Source organism: Sphingobium sp. CR2-8 (genome assembly GCF_035818615.1).
Taxonomy (GTDB): Bacteria; Pseudomonadota; Alphaproteobacteria; order Sphingomonadales; family Sphingomonadaceae; genus Sphingobium.
Genome location: NZ_JAYKZY010000002.1, coordinates 89793 through 111291, shown reverse-complemented (window position 1 = coordinate 111291; position 21499 = coordinate 89793). Strand labels below are relative to the sequence as shown.

15 protein-coding genes are annotated in these 21499 nt (G+C 64.6%); 14 read left to right on the top strand and 1 reads right to left on the bottom strand.

Annotated features, from left to right (window positions below):
• The first annotated feature begins 26 nt into the window (after positions 1–26).
• The 8 genes from U5A82_RS04420 (at position 27) to U5A82_RS04385 (ending at position 8993) form a co-directional block, all read left to right on the top strand.
• Positions 27–986, top strand: coding sequence for a hypothetical protein (locus U5A82_RS04420; protein ID WP_326288968.1), 960 nt, complete (start codon positions 27–29; stop codon positions 984–986).
• Positions 983–1492, top strand: a complete 510-nt coding sequence (locus U5A82_RS04415) for a DUF2141 domain-containing protein (protein ID WP_326288967.1) — start codon at positions 983–985, stop codon at positions 1490–1492. The genes U5A82_RS04420 and U5A82_RS04415 overlap by 4 nt, the downstream gene beginning before the upstream one ends.
• A 4-nt stretch (positions 1493–1496) precedes the next feature.
• Positions 1497–2672 (top strand): glycosyltransferase, encoded by a 1176-nt coding sequence (locus U5A82_RS04410; protein ID WP_326288965.1) that lies wholly within the window; start codon positions 1497–1499, stop codon positions 2670–2672.
• Positions 2662–2868: a hypothetical protein gene (locus tag U5A82_RS04405; RefSeq protein ID WP_326288963.1), complete on the top strand. Its 207-nt coding sequence runs from the start codon at positions 2662–2664 to the stop codon at positions 2866–2868. The genes U5A82_RS04410 and U5A82_RS04405 overlap by 11 nt, the downstream gene beginning before the upstream one ends.
• A 49-nt stretch (positions 2869–2917) precedes the next feature.
• Entirely contained in the window at positions 2918–4318 is a 1401-nt protein-coding gene (locus tag U5A82_RS04400) for a TolC family protein (protein WP_326288961.1), read from the top strand.
• A complete protein-coding gene (locus U5A82_RS04395; RefSeq protein ID WP_326288960.1) occupies positions 4315–5325 on the top strand; it encodes an efflux RND transporter periplasmic adaptor subunit in 1011 nt (336 codons plus the stop codon). The genes U5A82_RS04400 and U5A82_RS04395 overlap by 4 nt, the downstream gene beginning before the upstream one ends.
• Positions 5322–8357: an efflux RND transporter permease subunit gene (locus U5A82_RS04390; protein WP_326288958.1), complete on the top strand. Its 3036-nt coding sequence runs from the start codon at positions 5322–5324 to the stop codon at positions 8355–8357. Before U5A82_RS04395 ends, U5A82_RS04390 begins: the two co-directional genes overlap by 4 nt.
• Positions 8358–8453: 96 nt before the next feature.
• Complete coding sequence (locus U5A82_RS04385) at positions 8454–8993, top strand: phosphatase PAP2 family protein (RefSeq protein ID WP_326288957.1); 540 nt, start codon at positions 8454–8456, stop codon at positions 8991–8993.
• 12 nt (positions 8994–9005) lie between these two features.
• Here U5A82_RS04385 and U5A82_RS04380 read toward each other — a convergent pair whose 3' ends face one another.
• Positions 9006–11072: a TonB-dependent siderophore receptor gene (locus tag U5A82_RS04380; RefSeq protein ID WP_326288956.1), complete on the bottom strand. Its 2067-nt coding sequence runs from the start codon at positions 11070–11072 to the stop codon at positions 9006–9008.
• 214 nt (positions 11073–11286) lie between these two features.
• On the opposite strand from U5A82_RS04380, the gene U5A82_RS04375 reads away from it, so the two are divergent.
• The 6 genes from U5A82_RS04375 to U5A82_RS04350 all read left to right on the top strand — a co-directional run bounded on the left by U5A82_RS04375 (position 11287) and on the right by U5A82_RS04350 (position 21111).
• On the top strand, positions 11287–12264 hold the full coding sequence (locus U5A82_RS04375; protein ID WP_326288955.1) for an efflux RND transporter periplasmic adaptor subunit: 978 nt from the start codon (positions 11287–11289) through the stop codon (positions 12262–12264).
• Positions 12264–15389, top strand: coding sequence for an efflux RND transporter permease subunit (locus tag U5A82_RS04370; protein ID WP_326288953.1), 3126 nt, complete (start codon positions 12264–12266; stop codon positions 15387–15389). The genes U5A82_RS04375 and U5A82_RS04370 overlap by 1 nt, the downstream gene beginning before the upstream one ends.
• Positions 15386–16780: a TolC family protein gene (locus tag U5A82_RS04365; RefSeq protein WP_326288951.1), complete on the top strand. Its 1395-nt coding sequence runs from the start codon at positions 15386–15388 to the stop codon at positions 16778–16780. Before U5A82_RS04370 ends, U5A82_RS04365 begins: the two co-directional genes overlap by 4 nt.
• 8 nt (positions 16781–16788) lie before the next feature.
• Positions 16789–17463, top strand: a complete 675-nt coding sequence (locus tag U5A82_RS04360; RefSeq protein ID WP_326288950.1) for a response regulator transcription factor — start codon at positions 16789–16791, stop codon at positions 17461–17463.
• Entirely contained in the window at positions 17463–18791 is a 1329-nt protein-coding gene (locus tag U5A82_RS04355; protein ID WP_326288948.1) for a sensor histidine kinase, read from the top strand. The genes U5A82_RS04360 and U5A82_RS04355 overlap by 1 nt, the downstream gene beginning before the upstream one ends.
• Before the next feature lie 133 nt (positions 18792–18924).
• A complete protein-coding gene (locus tag U5A82_RS04350; protein ID WP_326288947.1) occupies positions 18925–21111 on the top strand; it encodes a TonB-dependent receptor in 2187 nt (728 codons plus the stop codon).
• The last annotated feature ends 388 nt before the right edge of the window (positions 21112–21499 follow it).

The window sequence follows — 21499 nt, the reverse complement described above, 5'->3', positions numbered from 1 at the left end:
TCCGACGCAACAATGACGAGATATTCATGACGGACCAAATATCCGCCGGTTCAGTCCTTCGATCCCATCCGCTCTATCACGAGGTTGCGGCTCCCCTCGCCGCCATCATCGATCCCCAGCCGCTGATCCGCTCCGGCCGCAACTGGACGCTGTGGGCGGGGCCGCTGGTGTCGATCCTGATCCTGGCGGTCGCGCTCCATCAGTTTCGCGATCTTGACCGGGCCAGCCTGTGGATGCTCATGCCCACATCGCCGCTCTTCTGGATGGCCTTCGTCGCCTATTATACCGCCGGGCCGGTATCGGAATGGGTGATCTTTCGCCGTCTGTGGAGCATCCCCGCCAGCGGATTCGGCGCGCTGCTGCGCAAGCTGGTCAGCAACGAGATATTGCTCGGCTATCTGGGCGAGGTCTATTTCTACGCCTGGGCGCGGCGCAGCGCGGCGATCAAGGCGGCCCCTTTCGGCGCGCTCAAGGATGTGACGATCCTGTCCGCGCTGGTCGGCAACGTCGTCACGCTGGCGATGCTGGCGATCGCCATTCCCCTGTTCGACGCTCTCCCCATCGGTGTCACGCATTGGGAAATCACAGGGTCCATCCTGTTCGTGCTGGCGACATCGCTGATCGCGATGTTGCTGCGCCACAAACTCTTCGCCCTGCCCCGCGCAGACCTGTGGTTCGTGTCGGTTATCCATCTGCTGCGCATCGTCGCGACAACCCTGCTGGCGGCCGGCATGTGGCATGTGCTGCTGCCATCCGTAGATGTCGGCGCCTGGATATTGCTGGCCACCTTGCGTCAGTTGATCTCTCGCCTGCCGCTATTGCCCAACAAGGATGTCGTCTTTGCCGGCATGGCCGCCTTCCTGATCGGGCGAGACAACGAAATCGTGTCGGCCATGGCGCTGATGGCGACGCTGATCCTGGCCGCCCATCTCGTGGTGGGGATCGCGCTGGGCGCCAGCGGCCTGCGGCGCGGGAACCGGGCATGATCGCGCCGTTGCTCCTTTGGGCGGCGGCGACGTCGCTACCTTCCTCGCCCGATCTGGGTAAGGCGGAAGGCCAGTGCCGCGCGGATGAGCATGGCCCATCTTTCCTCGTCACCGTCGATGGCATCAAGGATCGTAAGGGCCGGCTGAAGCTGGAGCTGTATCCGGCGAACGACACCGATTTCCTGGCCGACGACAATATATTGGTGGCAGCAGGCAAGCCATTCCGGCGCGTCGAAACCACCGTGCCCGCTTCCGGACCGATCCAGCTCTGCATCCGTGCGCCGGGGCCGGGCGTCTATGCGCTCAGCCTGCTGCATGATCGCGACGCCAACCGCAAATTCGCCCTGCCGATCGACGGCATCGGGTTCGCGGGTAATCCAAAGTTGGGCATGAACAAGCCGTCAGCCAGCGCTGCGAGCGCCCGCGCTCTCTCCGGGCCGACCCCGATCGCCATCATCCTCAACTATCGCCGCAGCCTGTTTTCCTTCGGACCCCTGGAGCATTGATGTCATGCGCATAGTCGATGTCTGCGCTTTCTATGCGCCGCAGGGCGGCGGAGTGAAAACCTATGTCGAACGCAAGCTAAAGGCTGGCGCGAAAGCCGGGCATGAAGTCATCATCCTCGCGCCCGGCGAACGCGGCGCGGTCCTGCCGACAGATGGTGATGGGCAGATCGTAATGCTGCCCGCGCGACGCTTCCCGCTGGATCGCCGCTATCATTATTTCGATGACGAAGCCTCGCTTCATACGATGCTTGATCGGTTGCAGCCCGACCTGGTCGAAGCCTCTTCGCCCTGGTCCAGCGCTGCGATGGTAGGGCGCTGGCAGGGGGATGCGCCCCGCGCGCTCGTCATGCACGCCGACCCGCTGTCGGCCTATGCCTATCGCTGGTTCGGCCCGGTCGCGCGACGGGCGACGATCGATCGTGGGTTCGACTGGTACTGGCGACACCTCCGCAGGCTCGATGCGGCATTCGACCTGATCGTCAGCGCCAATGAAAGCCTGTCGGCCCGGCTGCGCGATGGCGGCATAAGCGGGGCGCGGACCATCGCGATGGGCGTGGAGCCTGGCATCTTCTCCCCCACCCTTCGCAATGAGGCTCTGCGAAACCATCTGCTGCGATCCTGTGGCCTTGGTCCCGATAGTCTGTTGCTGATCGGCGTCGGTCGCCACGCGCCGGAGAAACGCTGGCCGCAGGTGATTCAGGCTGTCGCCATGGCGGGGTGCCGTCAGTCGGTGGGGCTGGTCCTGATCGGCGATGGTAGAGATAGCCCGCGCGTCCGGCGGGCAGCGGCACATAATCCGCACATCCATCTGCTGGCGCCGACGCGTGATCGCTCTGCGCTGGCCACCCTGCTCGCCAGCGCCGACGCGCTCGTTCACGGATGCGAGGCGGAAACCTTCTGCATGGTTGCGGCGGAGGCGCGGGCGAGCGGCCTGCCGGTCATCGTTCCCGATGAAGGTGGGGCCGCCGATCAGGCCGGGCCGGGCCTTGGCCTGCGCTATCGCGCCGGGCTACCCACGAGCCTGGCGCAGGCGATCGAGCATTTGGCGACGAGCGACCCGGCCGCATGGCGTCGGCGCGCAGCCGACGCATCCGCGCAAGTCGGCACGATGGACAGCCATTTCGATCGTCTGTTTGCCAGCTATGCCGCACTGGACGGGGGGCGTCGCAATGCCGCCTGAGGCGATCGTGCCGATCGACACGCCCCATGTCCGGCCGAGCGTCCGGGCGGAAAGGCGGTTGCAGCGCCGCTTGCGCATCGCCGAAGCAAGCCGCCGCCGCGACAGCAGCGCGGGTTTCACCCGTCAGTGCAGCTGTCGCTGCTGGCCGCTGATGGTGCGGATCATATGGTGGGCCTTGAGCGACAAACGCTCATGAACCGTCTTTAGAAAGCTATATTCAGCAATTTCCTTGGGCAATCGCCTCCATGGGTTTTACCATCGCTGCGTCTCTCTTTCAGAATGGCGGTTTCGTGTCGCGTCCCTGTCTCGTTCGATACCCGCTCACGCCGGTGGCAACCCTTCTTTTGTCTCTGGCAGGCTGCGCGCATTATGTTCCCGAACCACTGACCGATACGCCGGGCATTCTTGCTACGCCTGATGCCAGGCTGTTGGTCCGCCCCTTTACTGCCATGCCCGGTCCCGCCACGCTGACGATCGATCTGTCCGCGCCGCTCAGCCAAGACGCGATCGCTGCGCTGGCGGTGACGGCCAATCCCGACCTCAAGGCCATGCGCGCGCGCAACGGTGTGAATGACGCGCAAGTCTTCAAAGCGGGCTTGATGCCCGATCCGACGTTTTCTCTGGGCGTCGATCCGATCTTGTCGGGCACCGATCCCGTCGCGGGGCTTGCAGGTGCGCTCGGCTTCGATCTCAACGCCCTACGGACCCGTGCGATCGTCCGACAGCAGGCGCAGGCGCAGCAGCGGCAGGCCCGCATGGATCTCGTCTGGGCGGAATGGCAGACGGCGGGACAGGCTCGATTGCAGGCGGTGCGTATCGGCGCACTGGAGGCACAGATCCTGGTCGCGCGCGACAGTCTCGCCTCGGCGGAGCATCTTCTTGGCCGATATGGTGCGGCTGCCGGACGTGGAGATGTGTCAGCCGATCCGCTGCAAAGTGCGCGGATCGCGGCTATCGACGCGCAGCAGGTCGCACGTCAGGCGGAAAAAGACCTTGCCGCCGCGCGATTCGAACTCAATCGCCTGCTTGGCCTGCCGCCGACACATCCAGTGCGGATCGCGCCCCTCGCCGCCTTTGCGCCGTTGCCTGAAGCCGACCGGCTGTTCGCGCTTGCGCAGCGGGAACGGTCGGACCTGCGCGCCTTGCGTGAAGGATATGACGCACAGGAAGCGGCGTTGCGCAAAGCGATCCTCGATCAGTTTCCCACGCTGGACCTGACCATCAATGGCGGGCGCGACACTGGCAGGAACGTCACGCTGGGACCGGCGATCGGCTTCACCCTACCGCTATGGAACCGCAATCGCGGTGGCATCGCCATAGAAAAGGCGACCCGCACTGCGTTGAAGGCTGAATATGAGGCCCGTCTGTTCCAGACACGGGCGGAGATCACGGCGGCCGTCGCAGCCCTGACGATTTCCCGCCGCCAATATGCCGAACTCGATACCGGCCTTGCCGACGCGACAAGGCTGGCCGAGGCGAGCCGCCGTGCGGCGACACGCGGCGACCTGCCCGATGCCACAGCACGCGCAGCGGAACAGATATTGCGGGATCGCCAACTGTTGCGCCTGCACAGCGCGCAGGACATCGCAGAACAGACCATCGCCCTGGAATTGTTGACGGGCTTAGCGCGGGAGCAATGGCAGTGAAGACGATCGCTACGGCCATTATGCTGACTCTGCTGGCAGCCTGCTCATCTGCCCCGCAGGAGGACAGCCCTGAGCCGCAGGCTCTGGTCAAGCTGGCCACAGTCGGGCGACAGGCGGTCGGCGAAACCATCCGCCTGTATGGCGTGGCCGACAGCGGCCCGGGCGGGCGGGCCGACCTGTTCGCGCCGATCGAGGCGCGTTTCGTCTCCATCGACGCGCCGGTCGGGTCCTCCGTGCGACAGGGGCAGGCGATCGTTCGTCTCGCCCCCGGGCCGACCGCGATGCTCGACATGGCCAAGGCGCGCAGCGATGCGCGAGCCGCCAATGCGGCTTACGCCCGTGCCGTCCGCATGCGTGGCGACGGGCTGATGAGCGACGCCGATATCGAAACCACGCGCGCCGCAAAGGCCAGCGCCGATGCGACCTTGGCCAGCCTGACAGGGCGCAGCCTCATATTGCGCGCGCCGCGCGCGGGCTATGTCGAGAGCATCGCCGGGACGCCGGGCGATCTAATCCCGGCAGGCACATCCGTCGTCGCGATCGGCGGCACCGGTGCGATCAGGGCGCGGTTCGGGATCGATCCGGCGCTGGTCCGCCAACTGCGCGCAGGCACCGCGATAGCCATTTCGACGGCGGGCAGCGGCCGCGCCATCTCTGCCCGTCTATCTGCTGTCGATCCCATGGTCGATCCGCAGACCAAACTCGCCACCGCCTATGCCGATCTGCCCGCAGGCGCGGCGCTTCGGCCGGGTGAGACACTGACCGGCGAGGCGACGACGCAAGGCACCGGGGACTCGCCGGCCATTCCCTATGCCGCGCTGCTCGACGATGCCGGTCAGCCCTTCGTCTTCGTCGTGGTCAAGGGAACGGCACATCGCCGGGACATTGTGACAGGATCGAACGACGGCATGGCGATTGTCGTGACGAAGGGCCTTTCCCCCGGCGACAAGGTCGTGATCGAGGGCGGAACGGCGCTGGACGACGGTATGAAGGTTCGCTTGCGATGACCGCGCTGCTGGAGCGCCATAGCCGATCGATCTGGCTGGCCGTCCTATTGCTGGCGCTGGGCGGCGTGCTGGCCGCGCGGGCCATGCCAGTCAGCCTGTTCCCCCATATCGACTATCCGCGCGTGGTCGTCACTATCGACGCGGGCGATCGCGATGCGGCGCAAATGGCGGCGGAGATTAGCCGCCCGGTCGAAGTGGCGCTGCGCAGCGTGCCCGGTGTCACTCGCGTCCGATCGACCACCAGCCGCGGGACGGCCGATGTCGCGCTCAATTTCGCATGGGGCGAGGATATGGTGTCGGCAACACTGGCGACGCAGGGCGCGCTGGCGACCCTGCTGCCCGACCTTCCCACCGGCACGCGCTTTACCGTGCGCCGGTCCGATCCCACCATCTTCCCGGTACTGGGCATCGCGCTAACTTCTCCCTCACTCGACCAGCAGGCGTTGCGGCAACTGGCCGAACTCAAGGTCCGCCCTGCCCTGACCGCCGTGCAGGGCGTCGCGGCGGTCGATGTGCTGGGTGGCACCCCGCGCGAACTGGCGGTCGATATCGATCCGGCGCGGTTGCGCGCCTTCGGCCTTGGCATCACCGACGTGACCGACGCGCTCACCAAATCCAACGCGATCCGCGGCGCGGGACGGATTGAGGACAGGCATCGCCTGTATCTGGTCCTGGTGCAAAGCACGCCGACATCGGCAGTCGATCTGCTTGCCACGCCTATCCGCGGCGCGACCGGAAACGGCGCAGCGGTGGTTACGCTGCGCCAGGTCGCGACCGTGCATCCAGCGGCGGAACCCGCCTATGTCCGCATTGCGTCGAACGGGCGCAGCGCCGTACTCATCAACGTCCGGCAGGCGCTGACCGGCGATACGGTGGCTATCGTCAACGCCGTCGATGCGCGATTACATGCGCTGGGCCTGCCCCCGACGGTGACGGTCACGCCCTTCTACGATCAGTCCGAACTGGTGACGGGCGCAGCCAACGCCGTGCGCGACGCCATCCTGCTGGGCGCGATCCTGGCTGGCCTGGTGCTGTTCCTGTTCCTGCGATCGGGGCGCCTGATGCTCATCACCGGGCTGATGCTGCCCGCCGTCCTCGCAGGCACCTGTCTGCTGCTCTATCCGTTGGGCCTCAGCTTCAACATGATGACGCTGGGCGGCATGGCCGCCGCCGTAGGTCTGGTCGTGGACGATGCGGTCGTCATGCTGGAACATATGATGCGGCGCATGCAAGAAGGGACTGCGTCTGACGTCAAAACTCGGCTCGCTGCGGCCGCCGAGATGGGCCGACCACTGGTCGGCTCCACTCTGGCGACGATTGTCGTATTTCTGCCCCTGAGCTTCATCAGCGGGGTCAGCGGCGGCTTCTTCAAGGCGCTGGCGATCACCATCGTTACAGCTCTTACCCTTTCGCTGCTCTTTTCCCGCTTCGTAATTCCGCTGATCGCCGCGCGCTGGCTGCGGCAGAGCGATGCAGAGGCGGCGGAAAAAGCCGATCGCTTCATGCACCGGCTCGACCGCGTCTATGTCCACGCGGGCGACCGCTTTTTCGGACGCCCCGGCCTCGCCGCCGCCGTAATGGGTGGCGTCTTCCTGATCGCCGGCACCTTGTCCTGGTATCAAATGCCCTCCGGTTTCATGCCGGTGATGGACGAGGGCGGCTTCGTCCTCGACTATACCGCCAAGCCTGGCGCGGCGCTGGCCGATACCGACCGACTGGTGCAACAGGTCGAGGCGATCATCTCCGCAACGCCAGAGGTCGCCAGCTATTCGCGCCGACTGGGCGTGCAACTGGGCGGCGGGCTGACCGAAGCCGACGAAGGCGATTTCTTCGTAAGGCTGAAGGATGGATCGCGCCGCCCGATCAATGCGGTGATGGCCGACATCCGCCAACGGGTCGAGGCGAAGGTGCCCGGATTGCAGGTCGAACTGGTGCAATTGATGGAAGATTTGATCGGCGACCTGACGGCCGTGCCGCAACCGATCGAGGTCAAACTGTTCGGCGATGATCCCGACGCGCTGGAGGCCTCCGCCGGGCGTGTGGGCAAGGCTTTGGCGACCATCCCCGGCGTCGTCGAAATCGTCGACGGCTTGCGGGTAACCGGCGACGCCATCTCGGTGAAGGTCGACAATGGCCTGGCCGCGCAACAGGGGCTGGACCCTGATCAGGTCGCCAGCCAGATCGAGGCGCTGGTCGGCGGCAGCATCGCCACCAACATCCAATTCGGCGAGCAACTGGTCGCGGTGCGGGTGCGCGGCGCGCAGGATTTGCGCAGCCGCGCGTACGAGATCGCCGACCTGCCGCTGACCGCGCCCGATGGGCATGGCGTGCGGCTCGGCTCCATTGCGCACGTCGGCATCGATGGTGGGCAGAAACAGTTGACGCGCGAGGATCTGGCACCCTTCATCGCCGTCACCGCGCGGCTGGAGGGGCGCGACCTGGGGTCCGCCATGCAGGCGGTGCAGGCGAAGGTCGCCGGGCTTCACCTGCCAGGCTCAGTGCGAGTCGATTATGGCGGCCTCTATGCCGAACAGCAGAAGAGCTTTGCCGACATGGCGATGGTTTTTGCCGCCGCCCTGCTGCTCAGCGCCCTGCTGCTGACATATCTGTTCGAAAATCTCGCCTGGACGATGTCGGCGATGGCGACGGTGCTGATGGTAGCGGGTGCTGTGCTGCTGGGACTTTGGATCACCGGTACGGAACTCAATATATCCGCGCTTATGGGCCTGACCATGGTCGTGGGTATGGTGACCGAACTGGTGATCTTCTACCTCGCGGAAATCGAAGGCGGCGCGAGGGCGACACTGGCAGCATTGCGGGATGCCGGATCGAAACGGCTTCGCCCGATCCTCATGTCTGCATTGATCGCAATCCTGACGCTCAGTCCTCTGGCGCTGGGCCTCAGCCGAGGCGCCGGACTCCAGCAGCCATTGGCGACCGCGATCATATTCGGCCTAGTCGCGGCAGTGCCATTGGTGCTGCTATTCCTGCCGGCCTTGCTGCTCTGCTGGCCAGCAGGCCGCAAAAGCTGATTATGCCATGTGGAAAAGTTTTCGTGCGCCAACTGAGGTGCCCTCCAAGCGCCGTCGTCGTCCCGCCGCGAGCCTCCCGCTCGCGGGGGACAATCTGTGCGGCCTGGCATCGCCTCTATCATCACGACAATCTCGCTTTTCGCGTCGGGAACGGCGCATGCCTCTGACAAAAGCTGGCGCGAAGCGAGTAATATCGGCAGGGGCGCATTGGTGATCGGCGCGCTGGCGTTCCCGACCGCACAGGGCGATTGGACCGGCACGCTTCAGGCCGGCGGCAGCGTCGGCGCCGCGACCCTGCTGTCGCTGGGCCTGAAGGACGCCTTTCCCGAAATGCGACCCGACGGCAGCGATCGGAAAAGCTTTCCCTCGTCCCACACGGCGACCTCTTTCGCCGCCGCCGCCAGCCTGCAGAATCGCTATGGCTGGCAGGTCGGCGTGCCCGCGCAACTGGTCGCGGCCTTTGTCGGGCTGGCACGGGTGAAGGCCGACAAGCATCATTGGTATGATGTCGTTGCTGGCGCGGCCATCGGCGAGGCGTCCGGTTTCCTCATCACCACGAGGCGCGACGACACTATCCGTATCCTGCCCTGGGGCGACAGCAAGGGTGGTGGCGTCGCAATGGCAATGCGCTTCTAGGCAGGTGGCGGCCTATAGCCGCGTGGATAGCCCGATCTTGACCGCCATGGGCAGGCCCTGCGCCAGCAGGCTCGATCCCGAAGATGCCCAATAGCGTTTGCCGGTGATATTCTCGCCATAAACGCGCACCGTCGTCTGGCTGCCCAGCAGGTCGAAATTGTAGCTCGCGCCGACGTCGAACGTCTCATATCCGGGGACGAAAGCCTGGTTCAGCGCGTTGACGGCGCGGCGGCCGACATGGAAGACGCCGGCCGAAAGTCGCAGCCCGTCGATCATTGGCACCCGATATTCCAGGAACAGCGAGCCGGAGAATTTGGACACATTCTCGATCCGCTTGCCGACCACCGTGGCGTTGCCCGACTTCTGCGCCGCTTCGAGCGACATCGCGCTGGCGGCGATCGACAGGTTCCGCGTCAATTCGCCGACCAGGCTGAATTCGATGCCCTCATAGACGGCCTCGGCGTCCTGAACAAAGAAGTTGGCACTGTTGAGATAGGCCGAGGGCCGTTTGATGTGGAAATAGGCGGTCGTGAGCAGCAGGCCGTCCATCGGTTCGATCTTGACGCCCGCTTCCTTCTGCTTGCTGATCGCCGCGGGCAGGATTTCGCCGGCATTGTTGGCGATCTGCTGCGCGATCGGTCCCGGTTCCAGCCCCTCGATATAGTTGGCGTAGACGCTGGCCCAGCGCGCAGGCTTCACCATGACGCCATAGGACAGGGTATCGGGCTTGATCTTGTAGGATGTCGTCCGGCTGATATCGCTATAGTCGGTTTTGCGATAGCCGATCGTGGCTTGCAACCATTCGCCGAGCGATGCCCGGTCGAAGACATAGAAGCCCAGATCCTCCACCTTCGAGGGGTTCGGAATGATGCGGGGCGGGTTCGGGCGCTGGGGGATCGCGACGGGATTGTAGAGATTTTGCGCGAACGTATAGCGCACCGCCGTCGGCACATTGCCGTCACGCGTGTTGTAGGCGACACCGATCAGGACATTATGTTCGATGGGTCCAGTACGGAAGGTGCCCGACAGGTCGCCGCGATAGATGCGCGTCTTATAGTCATTGCCATGCGTCATGGCGACCGTGACGGTGCCATTGCCGGTCGCCAGATCATAGCCACCGAACGAGGAATAGGCGCGATCGCGGGTCAGGTAGGACTGGCCTGCCGCCAGGGCCAGGCGCCAGTTCGGGGCAAAATCATAGTTGAGCCGCGCAAGCAGATTGGTTTCCCATCCCTTGCCCTGCATCCATTCGCCGCCCAGATTCTTTGACGAGGATTGGAGCGGCGGCAGGGCGATCACGCCATTGACCCCGGCCGGCAGGCTGAACTCGGTGGGTTCGGTGATGCTCTTGTAAATATATTCCGCGTCCAGCAGGATTTCGATAGTGTCGGCCGGGTTCCAGTCCAGCGCGCCGGTGACGAAACTGCGCTCGCCGCGGGTGCGCTTTACGCCTGTTTCGATCAGCGAAGTGCCGGCATTCACCCGCATGCCACCGGTGCCGAACCTGCGGCTGACATCGACGCTGGCGCCGATCGAGCCGTTGCTGTCGCCCTGCACATCGACGCGCGTGATGGGCGCTGCACCGGGTCGTTCGGTAACGAGGTTGATGATCCCCGAAGGCGTCGCGAAGCCATAATAGAGGCCGGCGGCGCCCTTCAGCACTTCGATGCGATCCTTGCTCTCGATCGGCTGCTCGATCAGGTTCACCACCGGCAGGATGCCGTTCCACCGGACATTGGTGAAATTGTTGAGGATGATGCCGCGAACGGCCAGGTTGCTGTAGATGGTGGAATTGATCTGCGCTTGCGTGACGCCGGGCGTATTGCGCACCGCGTCGAGAATGGAGCGCGCCTGCTGTGCTTCGAGCAGTTCCTTGGTCATGATTGCCACGGTGAGCGGCGTATCCATGATCCTAGAATCGCGGAACGTACCCGCCTGGACATAATCGGCACCGAAGCTGTCGTTCCGGTCCGCCGTAACGACGATATCATTCGCGCCTTGCGCAGGCTCGGGGGTTTGCGCCTGTGCCTGGACCGTCATCATCGTCGCCATGACGGCGAGACTTGCAGCCTGTTTCATCGCCTTGCACGATCCTGCAATATGCCCAGCAAACGCCATCTTTATCCCCCTCGGCCCCCATCATCGATCCGCCGCGCCAATAGGGGCGAGACTTCACTAATGCAAATCATTTGCATGTTTTTTTGCAAGATGGACAATTGGTATAGTTCCGGAGAGCAGGGTTCCATCACGCCCCGATAGAGACATAGCCGGTTTCCCCTGATGGCGAGTCTCCATGCACCGCATTTTCCTCTTCTGCCTCCTGTTGCCGCTCCCGGCGTGCGGTGACAAAGCAAAGACGCCTGCAGCGGCCCCGGCCAAGGCGGAGACGATCGCGCATGAAGCCGAACTGCTCAGACTCACACTGACACCGCAGGCCGTACAACGGCTGGGCATCGCCACGGTCAAGGTCGGCGAAGGGCAGGCCGCGACGATGCGCGAGACGAGCGGCGAGATCGTCGTGCCCAATGGCTCAGGCGGTGTCCCGACCGGATCGCTCAGCAACCTCGCCCAGATCGGCGCCGCACAGGCGGCCGCCGATGGCGAAGTCGCGCGCACCCGCGCGCAGACCCGCCTTGCCCGCATTGCTCTGGACCGGGCGACCCAGCTGGTCGCCGAGGAAGCAGGTAGCGTCCGCGCGCGCGACGAGGCGGCAGCGGCGTTCGCCACCGCGCAGGCACAGGCCAGTGTTGCGGTCGAACAGCGACGCCTTCTGGGGCCTTCGGTGTCCTCGCTTGGGCGCCAGTCGACTTTGTGGGTGCGGGTTTCCGTGTCGGGGACGGATATCCCCAACGTCGGGCGATCCTCTTCCGCGCTGGTCCGGCCGCTGGGCGCGACCGACGCTGGCAGTAGCGCGCGCCCGGTTCAAGCACCGCCATCGGCCAATGCTGTCGCAGGGACGGTAGACCTCTATTATGCCATCGACAATCGCAGACAAAATTGGCGCGTCGGCCAGCGGGTCGCCGTGCAGCTACCGACGGGACGGATGACAGCAGGTATTTCCGTGCCTGCCTCCGCGATCCTGCGCGACATTTATGGCGGGGAATGGGTCTATGCCCAGACCGCGGCCAACCATTATGTGCGCCAGCGGGTGGAGATCGCATCGACCGGAACGGATGGCGTGATCATAGCGCGCGGGCTTGAACCGGATATGCGCGTCGTCACTACCGGGGCGATGGAATTGTTCGGCACAGAATTCGGGGTCGCGCACTGATGCTGGCATGGCTCGTTCGCGCCGCGCTGACCCAGCGTGTGCTGATGCTGGCGATGGCCGCCCTTCTAGTTGTGCTGGGGCTGCGCGCTTCCACTAGCGTTCCATTGGACGTCTTCCCCGAATTCGCGCCGCCGATGGTGGAGATCCAGACCGAAGCGCCCGGCCTATCGACCGAGGAGGTGGAAAGCCTGATCACCGTGCCGATCGAGACGCAGGTGAACGGCATTCCCAACCTTGCGACGCTGCGATCCAAGTCCGTACTGGGCCTGTCGTCGGTTGTGATCCTGCTCGATCGCGGCACGGACGTCATGCGCGCGCGGCAGATGGTGCAGGAGCGGGTCGCGCAGGTGCAGGGGCGCCTGCCCACCGCCGCACGGCCGCCGGTGATGCTGCCGCCGCTTTCGTCCACCAGCCGGGCGATGAAGATCGGCATTTCGTCCAAAAAGCTGGACCAGATGCAGCTCTCCGAACTGGTCCGCTGGACCATTCGTCCGCGCCTGATGGCGGTGCCGGGCGTCGCCAATGTCGCGATGTGGGGTATGCGCGATCGGCAGTTGCAGGTGCTGGTCGATCCCGACAGGCTGCGCGCAGCGGGCGTGACGCTGAACGAACTGCGCGCGGCGGCGGGCGATGCGGTACTGGTCGGCGGTGGTGGCTTTGTCGACACCGCGAACCAGCGCATGGCCGTGCAGCAGCCCGGCGCGATCCAGACGCCGGACGATCTGTCCCGCACCGTCATCAAGCTGGCGGGCGAAGCCCCGGTGCGGATCGGCGATGTCGCACGCGTGACCGAGGGCTATGCCGCGCCGATCGGCAACGCGATCATCGACGATGGCCCCGGCATCATGCTGATCGTGGAAAAGCAGCCAACCGGCAACACGCTGGACCTGACCCGCGCGGTCGAGGCGGCGCTGGAGGAGATCAAGCCGGGCCTTAGGGACGTGAAGATCGACAGCACGATCTTCCGCCCGGCCACCTTCATCGAACGGTCGATCGACAATCTGACCCGCGCGTTGGCGATCGGCTGCTTTCTGGTCGCGGTCGTGCTGTTTCTGTTCACCCGCGAATGGCGACAGGCGACGATCAGTCTGGTCGCAATCCCGCTGTCGCTGCTCGGCGCAGGCCTCGTCCTGCTATGGAGCGGCGCTACGATCAATACGATGGTGATCGCGGGCCTGGTCATCGCGCTGGGCGAGGTCGTCGACGACGCGATCATCGACGTGGAGAATATCGCCCGCCGATTGCGACTGAACCGGGAGGTAAAGAATCCCCGTTCGGCCTTCGACGTCGTGCTGGGCGCGTCGCTGGAGGTGCGTTCGGCGGTCGTCTTCGCCTCGCTGATCGTGATGCTGGTATTCCTGCCGATCTTCTTTTTGGGCGGGGTAGCAGGCACCTTCTTCCAGCCGCTGGCGATCGCCTATGTGCTGGCGATCGGTGCGTCTTTGCTGGTCGCGCTGGTGGTGACGCCCGCAATGTGCCTGTTCCTGCTGCCCAATGCACCGGTCAAAGCGGAACGGGATACGCGCTTCGTTGTGAGCCTCAAGAGACGCTATACCGCAACCCTTCCACGCCTGATCGCTGCGCCACGCACGGTGATAGGCGTGGTGGCCGGTGGACTGCTGCTGGCGGGTATCGGCTATGCGACGTTCAAGGATCAGTTCCTGCCTGACTTTCGTGAGACGGATTTCCTGATGCACTGGTTGGAAAAGCCCGGCGCGTCGATCGAGGCGATGGACCGGATTACGATAAAGGTGTCCAAGGAACTGCGCGCCATTCCAGGCGTGCGCAATTTCGGCGCGCATATCGGCCGGGCCGAAGCCGCCGACGAAGTGGTCGGGCCGAACTTCACCGAATTGTGGATCAGCCTGGACGAGAAGGCCGACTATGACGGCAGCGTGGCGAAGATCAAAGAGGTCATCGAAGGCTATCCAGGCCTGTTCCGTGATGTCCTCACCTATCTGCGCGAACGGATCAAGGAAGTGCTGTCGGGCGCGGGCGCGACGGTCGTCATACGCCTCTTCGGCCCAGACCAGACCGAGTTGCGCGCTGCGGCCGACCGGTTGAAGGCCAAGGTCGCAGGTATAGCCGGCGTGGCCGACCTCAAGGTTGAATCCCAGGTTCTGGTGCCGCAGATCCAGATTCGGCCCCGTCCGGCCGACATGGCGACGCTGGGCCTGACCCCCGGTGAGGTGCGTCGTCAGGCGCAAAGCCTGATCGCGGGGCAGAAGCTGGGCGAAATCTATCGCGATCAGAAAGCCTTCGACGTCGCGATATGGGGTGAGCCGACGATCCGGGGCGACCTTCATGCGCTGCGCGATTTGATGATCCAGACGCCGGCAGGCACGCCGGTGCGCCTGCGCGACATAGCCGATGTCCGTATCCAGCCGGCCCCCAATGAGGTGAAGCGCGAAAATGGCCAGCGCCGGCTGGACGTAACGCTGAACGTCAGCGGATCGGACCTCGGCACCGTCGCGCGTGCCGTGGAGCAGGCCGTGTCGCAGACATCCTTCGCGCAGGGCTATCACGCCAAGGTGCTGGGCGAATATGCCGCCTTGAAGGAATTGCGCCAGCGGCTTTGGACGACCGGCCTGCTGTGCCTGATCGGCATATTGATCCTGGTGTGGCTGGAGTTCCGGTCCGGGCGGATCATGGCGCTGGTCGCGATCAGCCTGCCTTTTGCACTGGTCGGTGGCGTGGTGGCGGTGGCGCTGACCGGCGGCCTGCTGTCGCTCGGCTCGCTCGTCGGCTTCGTGACCGTGATCGGCATCGCCGCGCGCAACGGCATCATGCTGCTGTCCCATTATCATCATCTGCGCGTGCATGAAGGCGAGCCATTCGGTCCGACGCTCATCCTGCGCGGGGCGGAGGAGCGGCTGGTCCCGATCCTTATGACGGCGGCCTGCGCAGGCCTTGCTTTGGTGCCATTGATCGTCGCGGGCAATGCGCCGGGGCACGAGATCGAGCATCCGATGGCGATCGTGATCCTGGGCGGGCTGGTGTCCTCCACCCTGCTCAACCTGTTCCTGATGCCCGCGCTTTACGCCCGTTTCGGCGAGAATGCCCAAGGACCGAACCAAGCGGCGCCGACCGAGCCGGGCGCAGCGGCGAAAGGAGAAACAGCATGATCCGTCGTTTTGGCGCATTGGGCGTCCTACTGGCGGGCGGCTGCACCGCCGCGTCGATCCCGCCCGCCCCTGTCGCGCCGCCCATGGCAAGCACTCCATTCACCAGCCGAGCCGCTGCATCGATCACGCCCGTGCCCCACCAGTGGTGGCGTCTGTTCGATAATACGCAACTGGATAGGCTGGTGCAGGCAAGCCTTGCCGCCAATGCCGACCTGCGCGTCGCCTATGCCAATCTGGACGCAGCCCGTGCTGCGATCCGACAGGCTGACGCCGCCCGGTTGCCTCAGCCGATCATCGAAAGCAGCATGGGCGTGGACAACCCATCCGGCCAACCAAGCGCTGCCAATGTGTCCGCCAGTGACTATGACGCCGCTGCGACGATCAGTTGGGACATCGATCTGTTCGGGCGGCTAAGGTCGGGCGCGCTGGCCGCGCGTGCCGATACCGACGCGCACGCCGCCGCGCTGGACGGCGTGCGCGTGGCCGTCGCGGCGGACACGGTGCTGGCCTATGTCGACCTGTGCGGCGCGACCCATGTCGGCCGGATCGCGCGCGAAATCGTCGTGGCGCAGGAGCGCAACCTCAAGGGCGTGCAGGAACAATATCGCGCCGGTGAACTGTCCCCGCTGGAGGTATCGCAGGCGGCCAGCCTGCTCGCCTCGTCCCGCGCCACGCTGCCGTCCTTCGACGCCATGCGCGACGGCGCACGCTTTCGCCTTTCCACGCTACAGGGACTGCCGCCGACCGATCCGCGCATTGCCGCCATCGACTGTGCGGCGCTGCCCCGGCTGAAGGGGGGCGCTCCGATCGGCGATGGCGCGGCGCTTCTGCTGCGCCGGCCGGACGTTCGCGAAGCGGAACGCAAGCTGGCGTCCGCCACCGCCGGGATCGGCGTCGCCCGCGCGGACCTCTATCCCAAGGTCAATCTGGGCGGCGCGCTGGGCCTTCTCTCCGGAGGGTTCGCCGCGACCGCCTCACCGCTCGTCTCCTGGGCTTTTCCCAATCAGGCACCCGCGCGCGCCAGGATAGCGCAGGCTCGCGCCAAGGCGCGCGGCGCATTGGCCAGTTGGGATGTCGCGATCCTGCGGGCGCTGCGCGAAGTGGAAACCGCGTTGGCGGTTACGCAGGCGGAAGCCCAGCGCAATGCCGCGCTGGCTAAGGCAACCAGCGAAGCTGTGCTCTATGCCCGCCGCACGGCATCGCGCGCGCGGCTGGGCGATGTGTCCCCGCTGCTCGCCATAGATGCGGAGCGCACGCAGGCGACCGCGGCCCTGGCTGGCGCGCAATCCGATCTTCTGCTGGCCCAATCCTATGTCGCACTGTTCCGGGCATTGGGTGGCGGATGGCAGGACGCGCCACAGCCACTCGATCCCGCTCGCCCGATAGGGTAGGAGACGACATGCGCATCCTCATCATCGAAGACGATCATGAAACCCGCGACTTCGTCGAACGCGGCCTGCGGGAGATCGGCCATGCCGTGAGCGTGGCCGCCGATGGACGCGACGGACTGTTCCAGGCAACAGACGGTGGTTTCGACGCGATCGTGGTCGATCGGATGCTGCCGGGCCTCGACGGCCTGTCCCTGGTCAAGATGTTGCGCGCAGCGGGCAACAACACGCCCATATTGATGCTGACCGCCATCGGCCGGATCGCCGACCGGGTAGAGGGGCTGGAGGCGGGTGCCGACGACTATCTGGTCAAGCCCTTCGCCTTTTCCGAACTGGTGGCGCGCGTCAATGCATTGGGCCGCCGCCCTGCGCCGCAAGTCGAGACGGCGAAACTGACGGTCGGTGACATAGAGATCGACCTGCACCGCCGCACCGTCCATCGCGCAGGCCGGAAGGTGGCGCTCCAGCCACGCGAATTTTCGCTGCTCGCCGAATTGATGCGCAACGGCCATCGCGTCATGACCCGGACGATGCTGCTGGAACGCGTCTGGGATTTCGATTTCGAACCCAAGACCAACATCGTGGAAACCCATCTCAGCCGCCTGCGATCGAAGCTCAACGCCGGATTCGATGTCGACGCGATCGAAACCGTGCGCGGCGCAGGCTACATGATCCGGAGCGATTGATGGGCCGCCCCTGGCGCACGACGTTCGGACTTACCGCGATGGTCAGCCTGGTCTTCGCCCTTGCGACGGTCGTGATCGGGGTGCTGGCCTATGTCGTGGTGCATGAGGCGATGGAGGTGCAACTCGATCATCGCATCGCCACGGAGACCCGAGCGTTGCTTGCCCGGACCGGCGACGGCGGCAGCGCCCGGCTGGCGGCGCTGATACAACAACGGGACGCGGCCCATAGCACGGCAAGCCTGGGCTATATCCTGCTTGATGCGCGAGGACAGCGATTGGCGGGCGCTTTCGAGGCGCGGGTGCCCGCGACGCCGGGCTATGTCGAACTACTGCCCTATGGCCGGGACGGTGGCATTGCCCAATCGCTCACTACACGACTGCCCGACGGCGGTCGTCTGCTGGTCGCCGTCGATCGACAAGTGATCGACGAGATGGACATTACGATCCTGAAGCTGTTTCTGGCGGCCTTCGCCACCATGCTGCTGCTCACCGTCGGCGGCGCATGGACGGTGGGCCTAGTGACGCAGCGCCGGTTACGACGGTTTGACGATGCAGCCCAGGCCATCATCGCCGGCGACCTGCGCCAGCGCATGCCGCTCGACGGGTCCGGCAGCGAGTTCGACCGGGTCGCGCAGACCCTCAACCACATGCTCGACCGCAATGCCGCTCTGGTCGAAAATCTGCGACAGGTATCGAGTGACGTCGCCCACGACCTGCGCACGCCGCTCACCCGCCTGCACAACCGATTGCATGAGGCACTGACACGCGAGGGGACCGAACAAAAGGCGGCGATAGAGGCAGCCACTACGGAATCGCAGGAACTGCTGGAGCTGTTCGCGGCCATCCTGCGCATTTCGGAGGTCGAGGCCGGGACGCTGCGTCGTGATTTCGGCAATCTGTCCATGACCGACCTGGTCGAGGATCTGGTCGATTCCTATGATCCCGATTTCGAGATTTCCGGCCACAGCCTATCATACAGCATCGCGCCCGACCTCCGTCTCTCCGGTGACCGCCGCCTGTTGCGCCAGTTGGTCGCCAATCTGCTCGACAATGCGTTGCGCCATACCCCGTCCGGCACGCGGGTTGCGATCACGCTCTCCTCGCAGGATGATGTCCTCCTGCTATCCGTCCAGGATGATGGTCCGGGCGTCCCTGCGGAGGATATGCCCCGGCTGTTCGACAGGTTCAGCCGGTCCGAAGCCAGCCGATCCACAGATGGTCATGGGCTTGGCCTCGCGCTGGTAGCGGCTGTCGCGCGGATGCATGGCGGTTCGGCGTCGATCCTGCCCGCGCCGGGCTTCGGCATAGAGGTACGGCTTGCGCGCTGACATTACCGGAACATTGGGATTACTATACAAGATGTCCATGTCCTGAACCGCCGGTTGTATGGCGTCTCCTAACGATTATTCACCCTCCCCCGCGAATGATAACCATTTGCATTATAAATTGGGGGATCCTGCTTTGAAAATCTCATCCATAGTCCGGTCCGTTCTGTGCGCCTCCACGGCGCATGGTCTGCTTGTCGCTGCCATGATGGCCAGCCCGGCTCATGCTCAGGAACAATCTCTCGGCTCGGTCACCGTCACTGACACTCCGATTGACGACAGTGAGGCGCAAACATCCTACAAGGTCAGCCGGTCGATCAGCGCCACCCGAACGGACACGCCACTCATCGACGTGCCGCAATCGGTCAACGTCGTTGCGGTCAAGCAGATCGAGGATCAGGCGGCCAACAGCATCGGCGACGCCATCCGCTATGTCCCCGGCGTCTTTTCCGCCCAAGGTGAAGGCAATCGCGAAACGCTGGTGTTCCGCGGCAATTCGACCACCGGCGACTTCTTCGTCGATGGCGTGCGCGACGACGTCCAGACCTATCGCGACCTCTACAACATCGATCGCCTCGAAATCTTCAAGGGGCCGAACGCCATGATATTCGGTCGGGGTGGCATCGGCGGCATCGTCAATCGCGTAACTAAGGTCGCCGACTGGAACCTGCATCGCGCTTTCCGGATCGAAGGCGGCAGCTTCGAGCATAAGCGCGCCCAGTTCGACCTCGGTACGCCACTCAGCGATTTCGCGGCGGTCCGCGTGACCGGCGTCTATCAGGACAGCGACAGCTATCGCGACGGCGTCAATTACAACCGCTGGGGCTTCAACCCGACCGCCTCGTTCAAGCTGTCGCCCGACACGACCGTCACGCTGGGCTATGAACATTTTCAGGATGACCGCATCGCCGATCGCGGCGTGCCTGCCCGCTTCGGTGCGTCGCCCACCAACAGCGTTGGCCCATTGCGCACGCCGCGCGGCCAGTTTTTCGGCGACCCCACGCAAAGCACGACCGGCACCAACACCGACGCCGGCACCTTGTTCATCGAACATAAGTTCAGCGACACGATCTCGATCCGCAACCGCACCCGCTATGCCGACTATCGCAAATTCTATTCCAACGTCTTCCCCGGCGCCGTGAACGCGGCCGAGACGACGGTCAGCATTTCGGCCTATCGTTCGCCCAGCCAGCGCCGCAATTTCATCAACCAGACGGATTTCAATGCGGCGTTCGATACCGGGTCTGTCGAACATACGCTGTTGATCGGCGGCGAATATGGCCATCAGGAAAGCGACAATATCCGGCAGGAAGGCCGTTTCGCCGGGAACGCTGCTTCGGTCACGGTGCCCATTTCGGCTTCGAACATCCGCCTGCCCATCACCTGGACCCAGATAGCCAGCAGCGCCAATAATGACGGCCTGGCCGAAGTCGTCGCCGGTTATGTGCAGGATCAGATCGCCCTGTCGCCGATGTTCGATATCGTTGTCGGCGTGCGCTACGAACATTTCAAGACGAAGGTCCATGATCGCCGCAGCGTCGCTTTCCGCACCAGCGGCGGCGTGACATCGCCCGAATTTTTCGATGTGACCGACGACCTATGGTCGCCGCGCGCGGGCCTGATCTTCAAACCGGTCGAGAATGCGTCCATCTATGCCAGCTATTCGCGCACATACCAGCCACGCGGCGGCGATCAGCTGGCAGGCCTCAATCTCTCCAACGCCAGCCTCGCCCCGGAGAAATTCCAGAATTACGAGATCGGTGCCAAGTGGGACATCGTGCCGACCTTCAACGTGTCGGCTGCTGTGTTCCAACTGGATCGCGACAATGTGCTGGCGCTCAGCAATCCCAATGACGCGACTTCGGTCACGGTGCCGGTCGGGCGCCAGCGCACCAAGGGCGTCGAACTGAGCGCGGCGGGCAGCATCACCAGGCAGGTCAGCATGGTTGGCGCCTATACCTATTCGGACGGCACTTTCCTCGACAATGTGTCGGGTACGGTGCGAGTCGGCAATCAGCTGCCCAACATGCCCAAACACGCAGCTTCGCTCTGGACCCGCTTCGATCCGATCGAGCAGCTGGGCGCGGGCGTCGGCGTGATCTACCAGGGCAAGCGCTACGCCGCGACCGACAATCAGGTCTATCTGCCGGGTTATACCCGTGTCGATGGCGCGATCTTCTATACTATCGCGCCGGAACTGAGCCTGCAGGTGAATGTCGAGAATATCCTGGGCAAGCGCTACTATCTCTACGCCCACAGCAACAACAATATCACGCCGGGATCGCCGACCGCCGTCAAGCTCGGGATCAACGCACGGTTCTGATCCCCATGGCCAGCCGCTTTCTTGCTTTCGGTCGAATGATAAAAAGCGAGCGGCTGGTCATTGCCCCTGTACGCGGCGGCCCCTGCCAGCCATTGGCATCTGCATGCTTCGAGACGTACGCGGCGGAAGGCCCGTGAACTATGAATTGTCCATGGTAGCGCCCACTATCCCCTGAACGCGATGCTATGACGCGTCGCTGACGCGACCGCGCTCTATGCCCCGCCCCTGGCGGCGGCACCCAGACCCTTTGGGTCTGGTCCGGACGGTTACGATCGCTCGCGCTGGTCCGGGCACTGGCCCGGAGCATGGACGCCACGCTGCGCGTGGCGGCGATATCGGTGAGCCTCTCCCGGAGTGCGGGAGTGAGCGGCGCTCCCTGCTAGGCCCT

What these genes read in the sequence shown, in the direction of transcription:
- U5A82_RS04370 (WP_326288953.1), top strand. Translation starts at nt 12,264, where the DNA reads ATGCTGGCATGGCTCGTTCGCGCCGCGCTGACCCAGCGTGTGCTGATG.
- U5A82_RS04420 (WP_326288968.1), top strand. Translation starts at nt 27, where the DNA reads ATGACGGACCAAATATCCGCCGGTTCAGTCCTTCGATCCCATCCGCTC.
- U5A82_RS04355 (WP_326288948.1), top strand. Translation starts at nt 17,463, where the DNA reads ATGGGCCGCCCCTGGCGCACGACGTTCGGACTTACCGCGATGGTCAGC.
- U5A82_RS04410 (WP_326288965.1), top strand. Translation starts at nt 1,497, where the DNA reads ATGCGCATAGTCGATGTCTGCGCTTTCTATGCGCCGCAGGGCGGCGGA.
- U5A82_RS04390 (WP_326288958.1), top strand. Translation starts at nt 5,322, where the DNA reads ATGACCGCGCTGCTGGAGCGCCATAGCCGATCGATCTGGCTGGCCGTC.
- U5A82_RS04415 (WP_326288967.1), top strand. Translation starts at nt 983, where the DNA reads ATGATCGCGCCGTTGCTCCTTTGGGCGGCGGCGACGTCGCTACCTTCC.
- U5A82_RS04405 (WP_326288963.1), top strand. Translation starts at nt 2,662, where the DNA reads ATGCCGCCTGAGGCGATCGTGCCGATCGACACGCCCCATGTCCGGCCG.
- U5A82_RS04400 (WP_326288961.1), top strand. Translation starts at nt 2,918, where the DNA reads ATGGGTTTTACCATCGCTGCGTCTCTCTTTCAGAATGGCGGTTTCGTG.
- U5A82_RS04375 (WP_326288955.1), top strand. Translation starts at nt 11,287, where the DNA reads ATGCACCGCATTTTCCTCTTCTGCCTCCTGTTGCCGCTCCCGGCGTGC.
- U5A82_RS04380 (WP_326288956.1), bottom strand. Translation starts at nt 11,072, where the DNA reads ATGAAACAGGCTGCAAGTCTCGCCGTCATGGCGACGATGATGACGGTC.
- U5A82_RS04365 (WP_326288951.1), top strand. Translation starts at nt 15,386, where the DNA reads ATGATCCGTCGTTTTGGCGCATTGGGCGTCCTACTGGCGGGCGGCTGC.
- U5A82_RS04360 (WP_326288950.1), top strand. Translation starts at nt 16,789, where the DNA reads ATGCGCATCCTCATCATCGAAGACGATCATGAAACCCGCGACTTCGTC.